16 protein-coding genes and 1 pseudogene are annotated in these 19,472 nt (G+C 42.3%); 6 read left to right on the forward strand and 11 right to left on the reverse strand.

From position 1 onward, the window contains the following. Positions 1 to 29 precede the first annotated feature (29 nt). From FTT99_RS14440 to FTT99_RS14455, 4 genes are read left to right on the forward strand one after another with little or no spacing between them, the layout of a single operon-like run. The gene (locus FTT99_RS14440; RefSeq protein ID WP_078189570.1) at positions 30 to 854 is read left to right on the forward strand and encodes an acetyl-CoA carboxylase carboxyltransferase subunit alpha; all 825 of its coding nucleotides are present in this window, start codon (positions 30 to 32) and stop codon (positions 852 to 854) included. Further along, on the forward strand, positions 791 to 2,167 hold the full coding sequence (tilS, locus tag FTT99_RS14445) for a tRNA lysidine(34) synthetase TilS (RefSeq protein ID WP_180161617.1): 1,377 nt from the start codon (positions 791 to 793) through the stop codon (positions 2,165 to 2,167). The genes FTT99_RS14440 and tilS overlap by 64 nt, the downstream gene beginning before the upstream one ends. Continuing rightward, positions 2,164 to 2,994, forward strand: a complete 831-nt coding sequence (gene proC / locus FTT99_RS14450) for a pyrroline-5-carboxylate reductase (protein ID WP_078192626.1) — start codon at positions 2,164 to 2,166, stop codon at positions 2,992 to 2,994. Before tilS ends, proC begins: the two co-directional genes overlap by 4 nt. 27 nt (positions 2,995 to 3,021) lie before the next feature. Next, entirely contained in the window at positions 3,022 to 3,585 is a 564-nt protein-coding gene (locus FTT99_RS14455) for a YggT family protein (protein WP_078189567.1), read from the forward strand. Between the two features lie 161 nt (positions 3,586 to 3,746). Here the strand turns inward: FTT99_RS14455 and polA are convergent, their stop codons facing one another. After that, complete coding sequence (gene polA, locus FTT99_RS14460; protein ID WP_180077770.1) at positions 3,747 to 6,512, reverse strand: DNA polymerase I; 2,766 nt, start codon at positions 6,510 to 6,512, stop codon at positions 3,747 to 3,749. 163 nt (positions 6,513 to 6,675) lie between these two features. On the opposite strand from polA, the gene FTT99_RS14465 reads away from it, so the two are divergent. Next, complete coding sequence (locus tag FTT99_RS14465; RefSeq protein ID WP_180130757.1) at positions 6,676 to 9,462, forward strand: DUF2339 domain-containing protein; 2,787 nt, start codon at positions 6,676 to 6,678, stop codon at positions 9,460 to 9,462. A 127-nt stretch (positions 9,463 to 9,589) separates the two neighbouring features. Here the strand turns inward: FTT99_RS14465 and FTT99_RS14470 are convergent, their stop codons facing one another. After that, on the reverse strand, positions 9,590 to 10,513 hold the full coding sequence (locus FTT99_RS14470) for a mechanosensitive ion channel family protein (protein WP_180024385.1): 924 nt from the start codon (positions 10,511 to 10,513) through the stop codon (positions 9,590 to 9,592). Between the two features lie 9 nt (positions 10,514 to 10,522). Beyond that, a complete protein-coding gene (locus tag FTT99_RS14475) occupies positions 10,523 to 11,344 on the reverse strand; it encodes a hypothetical protein (protein WP_111884712.1) in 822 nt (273 codons plus the stop codon). A 100-nt stretch (positions 11,345 to 11,444) separates the two neighbouring features. Between FTT99_RS14475 and gspE the strand changes: the two genes are divergently transcribed. Continuing rightward, positions 11,445 to 12,932 (forward strand): type II secretion system ATPase GspE, encoded by a 1,488-nt coding sequence (gspE, locus tag FTT99_RS14480; RefSeq protein ID WP_111884711.1) that lies wholly within the window; start codon positions 11,445 to 11,447, stop codon positions 12,930 to 12,932. 208 nt (positions 12,933 to 13,140) lie between these two features. Here gspE and FTT99_RS14485 read toward each other — a convergent pair whose 3' ends face one another. The 8 genes and pseudogenes from FTT99_RS14485 to FTT99_RS14520 all read right to left on the reverse strand — a co-directional run bounded on the left by FTT99_RS14485 (position 13,141) and on the right by FTT99_RS14520 (position 19,040). Then, positions 13,141 to 13,644, reverse strand: coding sequence for an Imm26 family immunity protein (locus tag FTT99_RS14485; protein WP_180130697.1), 504 nt, complete (start codon positions 13,642 to 13,644; stop codon positions 13,141 to 13,143). Positions 13,645 to 13,808: 164 nt separating this feature from the next. After that, positions 13,809 to 14,232 (reverse strand): annotated as a pseudogene (locus FTT99_RS14490) (organic hydroperoxide resistance protein). Between the two features lie 181 nt (positions 14,233 to 14,413). Next, a complete protein-coding gene (locus tag FTT99_RS14495) occupies positions 14,414 to 14,809 on the reverse strand; it encodes a DUF4951 domain-containing protein (RefSeq protein WP_180130694.1) in 396 nt (131 codons plus the stop codon). Between the two features lie 198 nt (positions 14,810 to 15,007). Continuing rightward, entirely contained in the window at positions 15,008 to 15,433 is a 426-nt protein-coding gene (locus FTT99_RS14500) for an organic hydroperoxide resistance protein (RefSeq protein ID WP_078192618.1), read from the reverse strand. A gap of 95 nt (positions 15,434 to 15,528) precedes the next feature. After that, positions 15,529 to 16,353 carry a carbon-nitrogen hydrolase family protein gene (locus FTT99_RS14505; RefSeq protein WP_180011795.1) on the reverse strand — a complete coding sequence of 275 codons (825 nt, stop codon included), beginning with the start codon at positions 16,351 to 16,353 and terminating at the stop codon, positions 15,529 to 15,531. 32 nt (positions 16,354 to 16,385) lie between these two features. Further along, positions 16,386 to 16,904 (reverse strand): anti-anti-sigma factor GigB, encoded by a 519-nt coding sequence (gene gigB / locus FTT99_RS14510; RefSeq protein WP_078189558.1) that lies wholly within the window; start codon positions 16,902 to 16,904, stop codon positions 16,386 to 16,388. 112 nt (positions 16,905 to 17,016) lie between these two features. Continuing rightward, positions 17,017 to 17,985, reverse strand: a complete 969-nt coding sequence (gene gigA / locus FTT99_RS14515) for an RsbU family protein phosphatase GigA (protein WP_078192616.1) — start codon at positions 17,983 to 17,985, stop codon at positions 17,017 to 17,019. Positions 17,986 to 18,083: 98 nt separating this feature from the next. Continuing rightward, positions 18,084 to 19,040: a VacJ family lipoprotein gene (locus FTT99_RS14520; protein ID WP_180130691.1), complete on the reverse strand. Its 957-nt coding sequence runs from the start codon at positions 19,038 to 19,040 to the stop codon at positions 18,084 to 18,086. Positions 19,041 to 19,472 lie beyond the last annotated feature (432 nt).

Here is a 19,472-nt window from a genome sequence, read left to right on the forward strand (position 1 = left end):
CCAGTTAAGTTAGGGATAATGATCGACCTATGAAAAATAAAGCAGCTCAATCTAAAGCCTGGACTACGGTTCAGATCGCACGTCATCCTGAACGTCCGCAGTTTTTGGATTATGTTGGCGAAATTTTTACAGAGTTCGATGCTTTGCACGGTGACCGCCTATTTGGTGATGACGGAGCGATGATTGGTGGTTTGGCTCGTTTAGATGGTCAGCCTGTGATGATCGTAGGTCAGCACCGTGGTCGTAGTACACGTGAAAAATTACAGCATAATTTTGGTATGAGTAACCCCGAAGGTTACCGTAAAGCACAGCGTTTATTGGATATGGCCGAGCGTTTTAATCTGCCCGTCTTTACCTTTATTGATACCATGGGTGCGTACCCAGGTGTGGGTGCAGAAGAGCGTGGTCAGGCCGAAGCGATTGCAACTAGCTTAGCTCAGCTTTCTTCACTTAAAGTGCCTGTAGTGGCAACGGTATTGGGTGAAGGTGGTTCGGGTGGTGCGCTCGGTATTGGCGTAGCTGACCGTGTGATTATGCTATCTCACAGTATTTATTCAGTAATTTCACCTGAAGGCTGTGCATCTATTTTGTGGAAAACTGCAGAAAAAGCAGAACAAGCAAGTGAAGCATTGGCATTGACGGCAGATAAATTGCAGAAGATGGGCATTGTGGAATACGTGGTGGACGAAGCGGAGGGCGCACATTTAAACCCTGAAAAAGTCATGCAGGATTTGAAAGTGGTCTTGAAGCAAGCTCTAGAAGAACTGCAACCAATGGATGCAAACGAACGATGCGAAGCGCGTTATCAGCGTTTAATGAAGTTTGGCAGCGACAATTTAGGGCTGACTGCTTAAGTCAAATTCAGGCGCTGCCTGAACAAAGCCGATTTTTAATAGGATGTAGTGGTGGCATGGATTCCATGTTGCTGCTGCATCTTATGTCGTTTTTGTGCCCTGAAAAAATGCGGGTAATTTATATTGATCACCAACTACAAGATTGTAGTCATGCTTGGGGCGAATTTGTACGTGCTCAATGTAAAGCGCTGAATTTGCCATTCATCATACAAAAAGTTCAGGTTGCGCAAGGTAACCTTGAAAATCAAGCACGCTCGGCTCGCTATCAAGCCTTTCGCCAACATTTACAAGCAGATGAAATATTGGTACTCGCACATCATCAGCAAGATCAGGCGGAGACATTGATGTTGCGGCTACTTTCAGGTGCTGGTGTCCATGGCCTTGCTGCGATGAAAAAATTCGATGTACGTGAAGATTTTACATTATGGCGTCCGCTATTAGATCTTTCACGTGAGCAAATTTGCCAATGGGCAGCACAGCTGCATGTGCAAAATATTCAAGACCTCACCAATTTTGATACCGACTATGACCGTGCGTGGAGTCGTGAAATTTTGTGGCCGCTACTCAGTGAGCGATTTCCTAAAATGCAGCAAGCTCTGAGTCGAACCAGTTACTTGATGCAAGATGCCGATGAAATTTTAAACGAGGTATTACAACAAGATTTAGCAGTCTGCGGCTCATCGCAAGCGTTATCTTTGGTGGCTCTACAACAGCTCAGTCTGGCACGTCAGCGTCAGTTGTTATCGCACTGGATGAAAGGTGAGGGACAATATCGTCCTAGTTTTGAAATGGTACAGCGTTTATTTTCAGAAGTGATTGGCTCACGCGAAGACTCGCAAGCGGCATTGCACTGGAATGGATTTTATTATCTGCGGTTTCAACAGCAACTTCATCGGATTGCCAAAGCGGATTATCTTCAAACTGAACCCATTCAAGAGGTTGAGGTTGTAACTTGTGTTGCAGGTCAGTGCCTCAAGTTGCCTGCCGGCCATTTTGTGATTCAACCCTCAAAGGTTGGTTTATCACCTGAATTATTGGGGCAGCAACTGCAGATTCGCCCACGTCTTGGAGGTGAAAAAATTCATTTATATGGCCGTGTCGGAAGTTGGCCTTTGAAAAAAGCCATTCAGCAGGCGCAAATTTTTCCATGGCATCGTCATACTATTCAAATATTAAGCCGAGATAATGTTATGCTAGGCGTCTTTACGCCTCAGGGCTTTTGGTTGGCGCAGTCTGAATTTTGTACTCAAGCTGGCTGGCAACCAACATTATCTCTTAACGCTAAATCTGCAATATCGGATCTTCAATCATGAGCGCAATTCTAAATTGTAATATCAGTTTCATTGGTGGCGGCAACATGGCACAGGCTTTAATTGGTGGCCTAATTGCACGTGGTGTCCCGACTACACGTATTACAGTTTCAGATCCCGTAGAAAAAGTACGTGAGCTTTTGGCTGAAAAAGATTTGCATGTGACCGATGATAATGTTGCAGCAATTCGAGAAGCTGACATTGTTCTTTTTGCCGTTAAACCTCAGGTGTTAGCAAAAGTTTTGGCACCATTACAAGGTTTGCTAGAAGGGAAGTTGGTGATTTCAATTGTTGCAGGTGCAGAAATTGCAACGATTTCAAAACTATTAGGCACAGAGCGTATTGTTCGTGTCATGCCAAATACACCGGCTTTAGTTCAAACCGGTGCGCATGGCTTATATGCAGGTGAAGCGGTTTCAGCTGAAGATCGTGATCTTGCAAGTCAAGTTTTGGCTTCAACGGGTTTAACACTTTGGGTAAACTCAGAAGCGCAGATTGACGCAGTAACAGCTGTTTCTGGCTCAGGTCCTGCATACTTTTTCTATATGATGGAAAGTATGATCCGTGCAGGGAAAAACATGGGTTTGGATGAAAAAGTGGCTACAGCACTAACCTTACAAACTGCATTGGGCGCTGCACAAATGGCGATTACCAGTGCCAACAGTCCTGCGGAGTTGCGTAAAAATGTAACCTCTCCAAACGGTACCACACAAGCTGCGATTGAAGTATTTGATCATGCTCAAATTTCACAAAATATTCAGGCCGCTTTAGCCGCAGCGCAAAAGCGTAGCCAAGAGTTAGCACAAGAGTTAAGCGAAAGCACCAAATAATTCGATTTGATTTAGGAAAGTTCAAGTATGGGCTCTGCTCAAATTTTTGGAATCATTATTAACGTTGCAATTTTGCTCGTATTTTTCCGTTTTTTAATGCAGCTTGCTGCCGTGAGTCCATATAACCCTGTGGTTTTGGCAACAGCAAAAGCAACAAAAATTGTCGATATCTTTAGCCGAATTTTCCCAACTTTGGCCAAAGGTCGAGTGAATACCGCAGCATTGGTGTTGGTGGTGATTCTGTATTTGTTAAAAATGTTTGGTTTGATGTATTTGTCAGGTGTGGCGGTGAATAGTCCATTCCATTTGATCATTATGACCTTTGTGACCATGATTCAGGATTTAATCCGTTTTTGTCGTTACTTAATTTTTGCATCGATTATTTTGAGTTGGGTCGTGATGTTTAGTCAGTCACGTTCGCCTTATATTGAAGTGGTTCAAGAATTGGCAGAACCGCTACTTGCGCCATTCCGCCGTATTCTTCCAAATATGGGGATGATTGACTTGTCACCAATTTTTGCGATTTTGGCATTGTTGGTTGCGGAAACCATTATGAAGCAAGTCGCAATTGCATTATTGACTGGTCTTTAATCTGAGCTAAGACGAGTTAAATTAAAAAGGACGCCGAGGCGTCCTTTTTTGTGGATTTAATATGAGGTGTAAAATAAGATATTTTTACTAACTAAGAAACATCTCACTTCTATCCCAACCTTCCTCCTAGAAGGAGAAAGGTGTGAATGAACGTGAATGAATTAGTGTGCTTCATCCCAGTTATTGCCTTGACCCACTTCCACAATCAGTGGAACGGAAATTTTCAACACAGATTGCATCACTTCAGTCAGTTGGGCAGACAGTTCATCGGCAATTGCAGCATCAACTTCAAACACCAATTCATCGTGTACTTGCAGTAACATTTTGGCTTGATCTTTCGGTAAGATTTTATCGACTGCAATCATGGCTAGTTTAATGATATCCGCCGCAGAACCTTGTAGCGGCGCATTAATCGCTGCACGTTCAGCGCCTTGTTTCACCATTTTGTTGCTCGCCATAATGTCTGGTGTATACAGACGACGACCTAAAATGGTTTCCACAAAACCTTGTTCACGTGCAACTTGGCGAGTACGTTCCATATATTCCAAAACACCAGGGTAGCGTTGGAAGTATTTACCAATATAGTTACGCGACTCTTCACGAGTGAAACCCAGCTGACGAGTCAAACCAAATTCAGACATGCCATAGAGCAGACCGAAGTTCACCGCTTTTGCTTGACGACGTTGGTTGCTGGTCACTTCGTCGAGTGGAATACCCAAAACTTCTGCCGCAGTACGTTTATGTACATCTTGCCCATGATTGAAGGCATCGACCAATGCATGATCTTGCGAGAAATGCGCCATTAAACGTAATTCGATTTGCGAATAATCGGCTGCCAATAAAATGCGACCTTCAGGTGCAATAAAGGCTTTACGGATTTGACGTCCAATATCTTCACGGACAGGAATGTTTTGCAAGTTTGGATCTGTGGATGACAAACGACCTGTAGCCGTTAACGCTTGGTGGTAACTGGTATGCACACGATGTGTGTCATTATTCACTTGCTTTAACAAACCGTCGGTATAGGTGCTTTTCAGTTTAGAGAGACCACGATATTCCAAAATTAAATCAGTAATCGGATGGTCGATTTTTTCTAACACACTTTCACTGGTACTGTACTGACCTGTAGAAGTTTTCTTACCGCCTTTTAAACCTAATTTATCAAACAGAATCTCACCAACTTGTTTTGGTGAGCTGACATTGAAGCTTTGACCCGCAAGATCGGTAATTTCTGTTTCTAAATTTTGAATGGTATTGGCAAATTCCACACCGAGTTGGTCGAGGAAGTTCATATCCAATTCAATGCCGTTTTCTTCCATAGAGGTTAGAACACGGGCAACAGGCATTTCAATATCGTGCAAAATATTGATCAGCTCCGGGTGAGCTTGTAACTTCTTATCGAGTACTTCATATAGACGATAGGTCACATGGGCATCTTCTGCGGCATAATGAGCTGCAGTTTCAAGCTCAATTTGGTTAAAGGTCTTTTGTTTTGCACCTTTGCCAGCCACTTGTTCGAACGTCGTTGTGAGATGACTTAAATACAAACGTGCGACGTCATCCATCCCATGACGTGTAGCCACAGAGTTAAGGACATAAGAGGCCAACATGGTATCGAAATACCAACCTGCCAAATGAATGCCATGATTTTCTAAGACATGTGCATCATATTTGAGATGATGACCAATTTTTTGTACGTCATTATCTTCAAGTAAAGGTTTGAGTTGATTCAGGATCGTGTCACGATCAAGTTGTTGCGGCGCACCTTCATAATCATGCGCAAGCGGCACGTAATAGGCATCATGTGCATCTAAAGCCACCGAGAAACCTACAATCTGCGCCACGCGGTAGTCAAGGCTAGTGGTTTCGGTATCAAAGGCAAAACGCTTTTCAGTGCTTAGACGCTTGAATAACACATCCCAATCTTCTTGAGTCAATACCGTGTGATAACGTGCTTCACCAAGTAAGTCATCAACACTGGTTTTGTCCGCTTGATCTTCAACTTCAGGTGCATTGGCTACAGTCGCCGTGGTGTTAATGGCTTTGGCTGCTTGTTTGTAGGTTGCGCCATTGGGGTTGTTCGGATGATCTAAAGACTGCAGTTGGTTACGGAATTCTAGTTCCGTATATAAATCACGCAGTGCTGGAATATTTGGGTCGGCAAGTTTCAAATCTTCGTATTTAAGACCCATGTCGAGGTCACAAACAATACTCGCCAGTTGGTGGTCAAGAGCAATCCCTTCGACATTGTCTTTAATGTTTTGACCGACTTTACCTTTAATACTGTCGACATTTTCTAAAATGCCGCCAATCGAGCCGTACTCGGTTAAAAGTTTCGCTGCCGTTTTTGCGCCAACACCGGGTACACCACGGATACCATCAGAGGCATCGCCCATCAGCGTGAGGTAGTCAATGATTTGATTCGGCCACACCCCAAATTTTTCAAAAACACCTTGAACGTCCATCGGTTTGTCTTTGAAGCTATCTTCTAAAGTGACACGCTCAGTAACGAGCTGTGCCATGTCTTTGTCACCGGTGGAGATTAAAACTTGATGACCGGCTGCTTCAGCGCGTTTGGCCAAAGTTCCGATAATGTCATCGGCTTCAGCACCCGGCAACATATGCAGCGGAATCCCCAGAGCACGAATTAAAGCGTGAAGATATGGAATTTGTTGTGATAATTCTTCTGGCATCGCAGGACGGTCACCTTTATAGATCGGGGACAATTCATGACGGAAGGTTGGTTCAGGTGTATCGAAAATAACGGCCATGTGCGTCGGTTGGATACGACGCATTAATTTTTGGATGGCAGAAATGGCACCTCGGATTGCATTGGTATGCAAACCGGTTGAAGTGGTTAATGGTGGCAGTGCATGGTAGGCACGAAATAAAAAGTATGAGCCATCGACCAAGACAAATGGTGGCATTGATAATTTCCTAATCCTAAAAACGGTTTTATTGTACGTGATTTTTTGCCCGCACGCTGAGTCTAGATTGTATATGTAACTTACCGAATCACTGATGAATAGTTTTAATCCATCGGTCAGGCTCATGTATCATCAAAACATTCAGGAAAATGACGAAGCAGGTATGCTGAAACAGAATAATGAAATCAAGATGATTTGGTTGATGACGCTGATCTTGGTAGGGATCGGGGCATGGTACTTAGATGTCCGAATCCTGAGTTATATCAGTGGCATCGGTTTTATGCTCAGTGTGATGAATTATGTCGATGATTTACAGCACGGCGCTGATGCACTGAGTTCATCAAAACAACCATTTCAAGTGACATCAAAGGTTCCGTTATATATTGCATCGTTATTAACGGTCGTTGGACTGTTAACAGAATTGGGATACTTGGTTGCGATCGGGATTGGCCTGTGGGTCTATTTTTTTCTGCGTTGGCTGAAACGATTAGAACGTCAGCTGCATCTATTGCAAGGACGTGCGCTTCAGTCGCAATCGATACATGCAGCTACTTCAATATCAGCGTCGACAATAGACCGTCCTGAAAATTTTGATTCTAACGATACACCATCTGTACATCCCGCGACGGCAGTTGGTACAGCTAAACATCAGGCATCATTCAATTCAACGCCTTCTAATACACCATCCAAGTCTGCGCCAAATCTATCTAGTCAAATTCAGCAATGGCTTTTCCAAGGTAATCCCGTGTTAAAAGTGGCGGTACTGGTCTTGGTGATTGGCGTGGTGCTATTACTCAGATTTGCCACAGAGCATTGGCAACTAAGCTTGGCCATGAAACTGCTGATCGTGAGTTTGATCAGTGCTGGTGTTGTCGGACTGGGTTTTTGGCTACAAACCAAAAATCGCAGTTTTGCCTTGGCTCTAGAAGGTCTAGGTCTTGCAGCGCTGTTTTTGACTTTATTTTTTGCCTATTACAATGCCGTCATTCCGGGCTTTGGCATAGCTTGTCTACTATATGCTGCACTTATGGCATTGACGATTTGGCTCAGTTTGAAACAACAGTCGGTAGAACTGGCAATTATGGCAATGCTGATCGCCTATCTTGCGCCATTTACCTTGCCTGTTCGTGATGCAACTGCAACGGAATTTATTGCCTATTATCTTGTGATTAATATTGCTGTTGCGGTCATGAGTACATTAAGACCGTGGAAATATCTGAATCAAATCGCTTTTTTGATGACGGTGATTATGGGTGGAGGATATGCTTTTTACCACGGATACACCACCGAACGTCAGATGATGAGCGTGTTGGTTTTAGCTCACGCTGCGATTTTTATCTGGCTAGGTTTTCGTTTTAGCCAGTTATTGGCGAAACAGGATCTTGCGCATTTTCAGCTTAAACCTGCCTTGGATCTTGCACTGATTTTTGCTGCACCAGTGCTTGCTTATCTGGCATTGTATTTGATGTATTTTGAGGAAACGGTATGGCAGGCGGGGTATAGCTTGCTATTCGCGGCGCTTTTTGCCGCGCTGTATAGCATCAGTAAACGTAGTGCTGTGATCCCATTGATTGCACAAAGTTATTTGAGTTTGACCTTAATTTTCTTGGCATTGATTCCACCGATAGTATTGAAAGAGCAGTGGAGTGTGGTTGGTTGGGCAATTGAAGGTGCTTTGATATTTATATATGCCCAATACAAGCAGTCCAATATCAGCCGTTATTTAGGCATGGCGCTCTTGGTGATGGCGGGTTGTTCAAGTCTGTATTATTTGGTTCAACTGCCACATTTCCCTGCACAGATGTATTGGGGCGTGTGTTTGAGCTATTTGGCGGCCATTATCATGACGCATGCTGTTCCTGTATTTCATAAACAGCTTTCAAGTTCGAGTATTGCCTTTCAATGTGTGCAAATGCTCTCAGCAACCACCATGCTCATCATGTTGCTCTTAGATTGGCTGCAGAGTAGTCATCAATTGGCCTTGAGTTTATTGATTGTCAGTGTGGCCTATCTGTTGGTGAATGAAGGCTTGTTAAAACGAAAAGCTTCGTGGAGTTGGTCCATCATTAAGTGGACCGGTCTAGTGCCTGTTTATGTGATGGGGCTGTACCAAGTTATTTCAGTGAGTGAGAACGGTCAGTTACTTTGGCATTCAACGATGGAGCAGATGTATTTTGCATTCGCTGGGCTGTGCTTGACGCTGCTTTGGCTACGACCATTACTCGGTGTGCGTGAAGAAAAAGAATGGGTCAGTCTCGGAATTTTGAGCAGCTTGGCGTGGACCAGTCTGACGCTGATACCCAGTATGCCGTATATCAGTGTGGTAATTTTGCCGCTGATATTTTGTGCATGGTGTTATTGGCAAGCGCAACAACCGGCCTGGAAAATGTTTTGGCAAGCGCGTAGCAGCTTGTTTTTGGCTTTAAGTTGGATCATCAGTTCGCAATTATTTAGTCAGCAGGCCTTTGTGGGATATATCTTGCCGATACTGAATCCTTTTGATGCAGTGAGTTTGCTGTTGTTAGCGGCTTTTTTATGGATGTTGAATCAACAGTTAAAAGCCGGTTTAGATCGTAGCTTGGCTGCCGTGTTGAGTGTTCTAGGGCTACTTTGGTTAAGTAGTTATGTTGTGCTTCGTGCCTTACATATGTATCTGGATACACCTTATAACAGTTTAGACATTTGGAGCGATGCGACCGTTCAACTAAGTTTTACTGTGCTGTGGGTGTTATTGGCTTTGGTGAGTATGCGCTTTGCTACTCAGCGCCAATTACGTTCAGTTTGGCTACTCGGTGGCAGTATTTTGGTCTTGGTCACTTTGAAATTGGTCTTGCTGGATTTATCTCATGTCGGCACTCTCATGCGAGTGATTTCCTTCATGGCCGCAGGTTTTGCCATGCTTTTAATTGCTTATATTGCGCCCATGCCGAATGACAAGATTGAACCATGATGAAGTTCTTAAAGGTACGAGATCACGAACCCGCATAGGTCGATTCGATGGCTATAAAAAGTGGATGATAAAAAAGCCCTGCACATTTGAAGATATGCAGGGCTTTTCATATCAAGTCTATAAACTATTATTTGAGTTGAGGCTCTCGTTGAATCTCTTGTGCATTGGCATATTGATCGACGTCGGCATCGCTTGCTTGCGTAGAAAGCGGGTGGTCAACAAAACCCATTTTCGGTACAGGAATTTCAATTTTATTTTCGACAAAAGCATTTCGAATCCGTTCCTGCATTTCATCACGGACTTTCAGGAAATTCTCTCTTTGACACCAAATAGCAAAAAGCAGCTCAATGGAAGATTCACGAAAGGCAGTGACGGTCACGGCAGGTTTAGGATCGGCCAAGACCAATGGATATTTACTAACGGCATCTAATAAAACTTCACGGACTTTGATGATGTCTTCATGAAAGTTAATCGCAAGGGTAATTGGAATGCGCCGTATTGGAAACTTAGACAAGTTATGTACAGGTGCCCGAATCAGTTGTTCATTCGGCAAACGGACATAGACATTGTCTTGCGTGAGTAATTTGACCGACAACAAATCAATCGAGATCACTTCACCTTCAATGGTATGCCCGCGAATCAGTGTCAATTGAATGGTATCACCAACCTCAAAAGACCCTTCACCGATCAAGAACATCCCGCTGATCAGGTTGGATGCGGACGTTTGCGAGGCAAAACCCAGTGCGACCGTTAAAATACCTGCTGCACCCAAGAAGACGCTGAGTTTAAAGCCGGCTTCTTTTAAACTGGCCATCACAAAGATTAAAAAAATAAAATAGAAAATCCCGCGACGCCAAACCAACTGCTGATGGGCATTGAAACGCATACCTACAGTACGGATAAAGGTGTTTGAGATAAAACGTGCAATCAGAAAGCCGATGACTGCCAGTAAAACAGCCACCAATAATTCTGTCAGCCGATCAGTATTTAGATTGGCGACCATTCCTTTTAGGCTGCTGGTAATTTCTGTCGAAATATTTAAATCTGCCATGGCTCACCGTTAGAAAAATGAATCAAACATATTGAATAGCACATTGGCTGACTCGCGTGGCGGATGTAGATAAACAACGTCACCCGCTTGTGGTGGTGTACGGTTTTCAATTTTGACCCGTGGCGGTTTGTCATGACCTTCATGCACGACCCGAATTTGTGAAGTCCATAAACGTCCTGTACTTTCACTATAAAATAATGGCAAAGCCGGTACAGGGACATTCATACGGTCAAAGCGAATCTGTTGATTACTCACGTTATGAAACTCAATAGGGGTTACAGCACGAAAAGCACGAGGTTTGAGTTGTTTAAGTTCTGTACGACCATCAACTGCTGTGGCATAGCAAATTTCACCCATTCGATGGTTCGGACCAAACCAGGTATCTTTTGGTAGAATCACAGGTATATCAAACAAAGGTTCTCTAAGACCTTCGACAAAACCAGCAATCCAAAGCGGTGTGCTGATATATAGCGTTCCGCGCTGTCCAGCTGGAATATAAATCGGATCGACTGGTTTAATCACCACAGACCGATCGGCCAAACGTGGCATAATTTGAATTTTGTCATGTGTCTGGCGGAACATATAACGTTCCATTTTAATGGGCTGTGGAAAACCAAATTCAGGGTCTTGAATCGGATGCCATTGCTGCTCATAGTCAAACTGAAAGGTCGGGCGATGGTATTCCATACGCCACTCTTGCATGCCGCGCGTTACACGGAACAATAAAGACCCAAACTGCCAACTGCGCGGGTGATTCAGTTCAAATTGATATTCCCCCCACCATTTACGTTTTGGGGATTCCTTTTCAGTCAAATCATTTTCTAATGGCAATGCGTATATCCCTTGTCCTGATAAATCCTAAAAACAGACTTCACGCTGTCAGATGCTTAGAGTACACTCAAAACAACTTTTTTCATCATTATAATGCGTGATGCAAGTACTTAAACAATTACAAATACCATATAGTTTTGCCAAACGTCATGGCGTATTGCTTCGATATGAGGGTGATCAAGCTTTTATTGTGCGTCGTGACAGCACGCCACTGTTGGCTTTACAAGAAGCACGTCGCTATTTAGGGCATCCTGCACAATATCAATTATGTAGTGAGCAAGAGTTTAATCAATTACTCAGTGCAAGCTTTGCCGGAGACACCGGTGAGTCTCAACAAGTTGCAGCGGGTCTGGAAGATCATCCTGATTTACTTAGCCTTGCGGACTCTGTACCAGAAGCTGAAGATTTGATGGATCAGGAGGATGATGCGCCGATTGTACGGTTAATCAATGCCTTGTTGTCTGAAGCGATCCGTGTCGGTGCTTCAGATATTCATATCGAATCTTTTGAAAAAAAGCTGTCTGTCCGCTTACGTGTCGATGGTCAGTTACGTGAAATTGTGCAGCCACGTCGTGAACTAGCACCACTGTTGGTGTCACGGATCAAAGTCATGGCCAAACTCGATATTGCAGAAAAGCGAATTCCACAAGATGGTCGTATTTCACTACGTTTGGCGGGCCGTGAAGTTGATGTTCGTGTATCGACCTTACCATCTTCCTATGGTGAACGTGTGGTGATGCGTTTACTCGATAAACAAGCTGGGCGTTTAAACATGACCCATTTGGGCTTGATGCAGCATGACTATGATCGATTGAAACAACTGGTACATCGTCCGCATGGCATTATTTTAGTTACGGGACCAACGGGTTCGGGTAAAACCACCACCTTATATGCGGCATTGTCTGATCTAAATGATGGTTCAAAAAATATTTTGACTGCGGAAGATCCAATTGAGTATCAACTTGAAGGGATCGGGCAGACGCAGGTCAATACCAAAGTGGATATGACCTTTGCTCGTGCATTAAAAGCCATGCTTCGCCAAGATCCAGATGTGGTGATGGTCGGGGAGATTCGTGATTTAGAAACTGCTGAAATTGCAGTACAAGCGTCATTAACAGGCCACTTGGTACTTTCCACGCTGCATACCAATACAGCAATCGGTGCTGTGACCCGTCTTAAAGACATGGGGATTGAACCCTTTCTACTTTCAAGCTCTCTGATCGGTGTTGTGGCGCAGCGTTTGGTTCGAACCTTGTGCCGTCACTGTGCGACTTGGCATGATGCCGATGATTTTGAAAAAGACTTATTTAAGCATCTCGATGCATCGGCCGAATTAAAATTGCCACAACCTAAAGGCTGTGAACAATGCTCGCATACTGGATTTACAGGGCGTACCGCAATTTATGAAATCGTCCCGATTGATGAGCAAACACGTCGCCTCATCCATGGTAATGCTGCTGAGTTTGAGTTAGAAAATCATGTACGTGCAAATGCGGGTTCAATTCGTGATGATGGATTGCGTAAAGTTTTGGCAGGTAAAACCACGATAGAAGAGGTTTTACGTGTAACCAATGAAGCGGCAGAGTGATGAGAGAAATATTTATTTTTTTCATCACTAATAGCTGAGAGTGCTGTTTACTTTGCCTCATTAAAATCGTGGAACATTGATTAAGCAAAAAAAAGCCCAATCGGGATGTTAGGCTTTTTTTTGCTTAAGTTGTATTAGCTCACATTTAACCTGACAATCTTAAGCAAATATCAGCTCAAGTTTGAGCCGGCACACTATGCAACAAAGCCTATTCAAATTCAGGATATAAGAAATTATATTTTCCTGTTTTCAAACGTTCCACTATTGCATAAGGATTTATAACTACACCTATTTCTGCCTTTTGGTTTTCGCCTATTAAACTTCCGACATCTATAAAATCCTTATTAATATGCCACACATACCAATTATTAGATATTCTGATTATTTCCTCACCTGGTCCTGCACCATAATCATTGGTATCTCTAAACAAAATTTTAGTGATATCACCTACTTCGGCTGAATTACCAACTTTCTCCCATAGTTTCATTTTGATACCAGATTTAGTAACGCAATGTGAATAAAACTCTACTTCACCATTCACAATATCCGATATATTCGGCGTGATATCATGTGAATAAACTTTCTTAAATGCTCTGATAACATCACTATTTAATTGAGTTGAATCAAAGGCAATAAGTTGGAAGTATTTTTTTCTTCTATTATCTAATTTAACAGAAAACACATCGCCAATTTTTGTGATTACTCTAGCCATTATTTAATCCTGTATTTTTTTTAATATTTTCTGGAAAAAATTTAATCATATCCCATTTAGCATACATCTCTTATGTGAAATTGGACTTAGCGTGCAATCATCAAAAAGGTTGATATGCAAATACATATCAGCCTTTTTATTTTTTGAACATTCAGCGATAAAAATTAAACAATCACATTCAGCGTCACATCAATATTGCCACGTGTCGCATTTGAATATGGGCAAACAATATGTGCATCATCAACCAGTTTTTGCGCCTCACTTTGCTCTAGACCTTCCAAATGAATATTTAAAGTCACTTGAATGCCAAAACCTGTTGGAATAGGACCGATCGACATCACCTTCCACATACACATCAGGTGTGATGTTTAAATGATCACAGTTAGCCACAAATTTCATAGCACCTAAGAAACATGCAGAATAACTCGCAGCAAAAAGCTGTTCAGAGTTTATCCCGCCGCCTGCGCCACCCATTTCCGTAGGCACTTTCAGTTGAATATCTAATATACCGTCAGATCAAGTTGCTCGGCCATCACGGCCGCCAGCTGCTTTTGCATGTGCTGTATATACCACTTTTTCTAAGGACATTTTTTATTCTCTGCATATGTTGGAGGGAGTGACTATCCTGTCTGAAAATGGATAAAGAATAAGCAGGGATTGTGTAAAGCGCTAAAGTATAACTTTAAAGTGCTGAGGCGAAATGTTAGAAGTGAAGAGGGGGGGGTTCATTGACGGCTAGGCCCATCAATGAATAATACTTTGATTAAACTTACCAAAGTTCAGCAATTTTCTTCATCAATTCAGCACGAATGGGCGCGGTTGGGTTACCTGCATTGCGCTGCGTTTCATTTTCATAAAACTTTTGCCAAGTTTGAACCATCTCTAAATTGACATCTTGAGTTTTAAGCTTTTCAACATCGGCTTTGCTGATATTGGCTAAGCGCGCTGCTGCACCTTCTGGGCCTGTACCCCAACCAATGATGCCTTGACCATAGGCAGGTAAAGACATGTTGTTCGGTGTTGGTGGTAGCGCAAGACGTTGAATATCTGGATTGACCAGGGATTTAATTTGAGGACGGACTTTTTCAGACAGGGTTAATTCGGCAAAACTTAGTGTGGATGCGCTGATTAGCAATGTACTGATAAGAAGAGGTTTAAGCTTCATAGATCAACAAATGAATGTAAATAAGAATCGTTATATATTTTAGCAAGGTTTTGGCAACTGAATATGAATATTTAAATGTATTGGAAATGGATAAGATTATATTTTGAACTCAGCTGTAGATGTGTAGAAGTAAAAAAGCTCAAAGCACTATTTTATAAGAATTAAAACAGTGCTTTGTATAGATAGGTACAAATGGGTTTAAGTCAAAACATTTAAAGTGACATTAATATTGTTTCGGGTCGCATTTGAATAGGGGCACACAATATGTGCAGCATCGACCAATTTCTGTGCCTCGCTTGCATCCATACCCTCAAGATGAATATTAAGCGTCACTTCGATACCAAATCCTGTTGGAATAGGGCCGATACCAACATCACCCTCGACGTAGGCAGTAGGGGTAATCGAAATTTTATCTCGGTTAGACACAAATTTCATTGCACCTAAAAAACAGGCTGAATAACCAGCGGCGAAGAGTTGTTCAGGATTCGTACCATTACCTGTACCCCCCATAATTTTCGGCACAGCCAATTGAACATCTAAATGACCATCGGATGTCGTTGCACGACCATCACGACCACCAGTGGCTTTTGCATGGGCTGTATAAACTGCTTTTTCTAAAGTCATTTTTCTAATCCCTCAGATGATGGTTCAAAATCATATCGTGGGGGTTTTTGCTTAAATAATATTCAGTTTTTTTGTAATTTTATACAGGGTAAAAATCAATATTGAACCAAAACACGGTGCTGCATCAGTGGCATAGATGCGCGAATCTGTTGCTGTTCGTCTAAGTCAAAAGGAACCGTGAGTAGTTGAGCGCCTTCTTCTGCGGTGATTGCTAAAATTTGACCACGGCTGTTGCTTGCTCCAGCATGCCCCCAAGTTTGACGCTTTTCACCATGCCAACCTTGTTGTGCGGCACCCAGTACAGCACATTGGCTATCCATGGCACGAGCTTGCAGTAACAACTGCCAGTGCATTTCACCCGTGGTATAAGTAAAAGCTGCAGGCGCCGTTAAAATGTTTGCACCTTGGCTACGAAGTTTCAAAGCCAGTTCTGGAAAGCGCAAGTCGTAGCACACCATCAGGCCAATATTGCCAAAAGGTGTTGTTGCAACTACGGTTTCAGTACCAGGTTCAAAGAATTTTGATTCTTGATAGCCACCGACAGCGTCACCAACTTGCACATCAAATAAATGAATTTTGTCATAACGTGCTTCGGTACGTTCAGGGCTGATACACAGGCTGACAGTACGGACACGGCCATCTTGAATGATTGAACCATCTGGACGATAAGGGCATGGGAGCGTGCCCGCAACAATCCAGAGTTGATAACGATGTGCGAGTTGTTCTAGTCGCTGCTGAATACTTTCAAATTGCGCCGCGGTTTCGCGTTGTTTACCTGCGGCAAAACAGACAAAATTTTCAGGAAATACAATGAGACTCGCACCTTGAGCCTGACTTTGTTGCATCAATGATTCGATCACTTTGAAGTTATCTTCAATGTCATTTTGAGAATTCATTTGTGCAACGGAAAGTAAAGTCATGCGAAGAGGGTCTCTGCTGTGATTAACCTAAATTAGACATTTTGCTGCTTGGGTTGCTCTAGATTGTCCTGCTCTTTTTGCAGTTGTTTGACCAAAGGCTCAAACATATTTTGGTTGCTATCATTTAGTTTCATCAGCGTTTTGTGTGCATCTAAAACCGTATTCAGCATATTGCTATGGGTAATGTGTTCTTCCATAAGTGCGCGAGTGCATACACTTGGATCACCACAATAATTCAAAATAACAAACACCTGACCTAAACCCATGCTATTGGCAAGCGTTGTGATATCAGAGTTTGTAGACAACATTACCGCTTGGATATGGTGAACTTGTTTAAGCTTCAAACCCAGTTTCGCCAAAATGCCAAGGACAGTACTATCGATAAATGTCGTTTGGGTTAAATCAACGATTGCACCGACGACATTTTGTTGCTGTTCAATTTTGTTTAATAACTTGTCTAGACTAATACAAGATTGGGCACGCACTTCGCCAATAAGCTTAAAAATATGCGTTCCGTTCAAGCTTGCATATTCAACATGACCTGTTGACATATAAATGCCATTTGCAGAGAAGGATAGTAAATTATCCCATAGGGGCACAGCTTACTCAAGTAGCCGAGTATGATCAGAAAGTCGTATTCGGTTTAAGTAGTTGATTTCGTGATTAATTGATTCGACGTAAACTTAGGATGGCAATATCATCAGCAACATGGTCTGGTGCTTGAAATGATTGATTTTGCAAGTGATAAACCAATTGACCTAGCTGTTCATTCAATCCACCATCAAAAGGTTCAAGTGCGCCATCCGAGCAAATTACAAAGCGTGAATAACGATTTAAGGTGAATTCAAACTCTTCGACTTCTAGGTCTTCAGTTAAGCCAAGTGGAAAGCTACTGGTATTTAAAATTCGTGCGGGAAGACCGGGTTCAAATAAAATGGCTGGCGGATAATGGCCTGCACTAGACCATTTCAAGACATGCGTATCGAGATTAAGTATCCCCGCAATCATGGTAATGTGCTTTTCAATATTTTCTTGAACCAACATGCCATTGAGCTTTTTGATGAGTTCTCTCGGGGTTTTTGAACGACCGTGGAAAGCAGCCATCCAAGAGGTCAGTAAACTACTCGTCACCCCATGACCAGATACATCTGCAAGATAAAACATTATTTCTTTATCGCTGATTTTCCAGTAATCGTACCAATCACCGGATAAATAGGCTGAAGGCTGGAAGAATGTTTCAATTTTATAGTTGTGGAGTTCAATCGGGTTGGGCAGTAAACGTTTTTGCAAATCTGCAGCAGAAGGGAGATCACGGCTGTCTTGATTGCGTTTGTATTGCGCATCAATTTTAGTGAGTGCCACCTGAAGGTTGGTTGGAATATGGTCCCACACCCATCCTGCTAAAGCACCTTGTTGCCACGCTTGAGCCAATGCAGCGCCCTCATGCTCAAAAGCGAGCACAATGGTAGGAAGTGTCCATTGGTGATTTAAAAAGTCGGCAACATCAGCAATTGCAATGATCGTTGGATCATACAAGTCTAGATCTTCAATGTTAATCATTTGTACGCTAGGAAGCGCATCAAGTACCTGATCTAAATATGGAATATCACGAGTAGGTTGAATGAAATACATAAAGAATTAGATGAATCCTTCGATAGACAATAAGTGTACTATAGCAAGCTAATGATGGCTGGAGGGAAAAACCACACCAGCCAATTGAAAAATTTTATTTATTCAGTTGTTACCGTGTCGGTATCATCTGAACTGCTGTCATCAATGAAATCGGTAGAATCATCAGATGAAACATCTGTTGAATTATCTTCAGATTCATCAATATCGTCATCTTCTTCATCAATAAATAAGTTTTCTTCAGCGATACCTTTTTTCTCAGAAATTGAATAATTCAGGCGTTGTAAATAGATGTCGCGAATTTGAGCATATTTATCGCCTTGTAATACACCTTCGATATCCAGTAATTGAGCGCGAGTATCGATTCCACGTAAAGTTTGCTCAGACCAATACGCCACATCATGACCATCAAGCATATATTTCTGTGGACGTCCTTGACTATCTAAAGCTAGACCGACGGTTTGGCGCAATGTGCTTGGACCAAGCACCGGTAAAACAATATAAGGACCAGAAGGAATACCGTAATATCCTAAAGTTGCACCAAAATTTTCATCTTCGGTTTCTAAGCCTAGACGACTCGCAGGGTCAGCAAAGCCTAAAGTTGTCAGTGTATTAACAGTAAAACGCCCCAGACTTTTTGCAGCACGTGTCGGTCGTCCTTGGATGAGTTGGTTAAATGCATTCCACGGTTCGCCCAAATTTTTACGGAATAAACGATAAGATTCACGAATATCCTTAGGAGTTTTTGCTACATATTGCACAGCAGCAGGGCGGGCAATATGGACATCTAAATAATCATTAAATGCGTAAACTTTCCGGTTGATCGGTTGGAAAGGGTCTTTATCTTCTTCTGATTGTGCTGCATTGGCATTTACAGATAATTTTTTTGCAACTTCAGATGACTTGACCATCGCAGCATGCGCAAGTTGTTGTGTTTTTGATTTATTGGCAGCTTCTGAGTCTTGAGCAACAGGTGCTGAAGCCTCGTCATTTGCAAATACAGGTGTTGTTACGACAAGTGACAATAATCCTGCATATAAAAAAGAAGTTTGGCGCATATATAGTCCTGACGCTTTTAGCGCGGCAAAATGTTTGCCGTATAATAAGTAAAAACGTTCAAATAATCTTGATTTATTACTATTAAACCAAATTTGATCAAAATATGAATAAAAAAATGTAATTTGAGTGAAAATTATGCGCTCAAAATAATTATTTTAAAAAAGGTGTTGCAACGGATGTGAAATGCTGTAGAATGCACATCCATCGGCGGTGATGAAGATTAAAACTTCTGATAAAACAATGACTTGGTTGAATTGATTAAGTTGGGTTTTAGAAAGAAAGTTTAAAAATAATTTGAATTACCGGTTGACTCTTTAGAAATAAAGAGTAATATAGCCGACCTAGCTTGCTGGTGACGAACCAACAAGAAGATCATTAAGAGATTATGAAGAACAACTTGTGTGGATTTTTACTGATTGATCGATCGAAAT

The sequence above is a fragment of the Acinetobacter sp. YH12040 genome, from assembly GCF_013420005.1.
Taxonomy (GTDB): Bacteria; Pseudomonadota; Gammaproteobacteria; order Pseudomonadales; family Moraxellaceae; genus Acinetobacter; species Acinetobacter amyesii.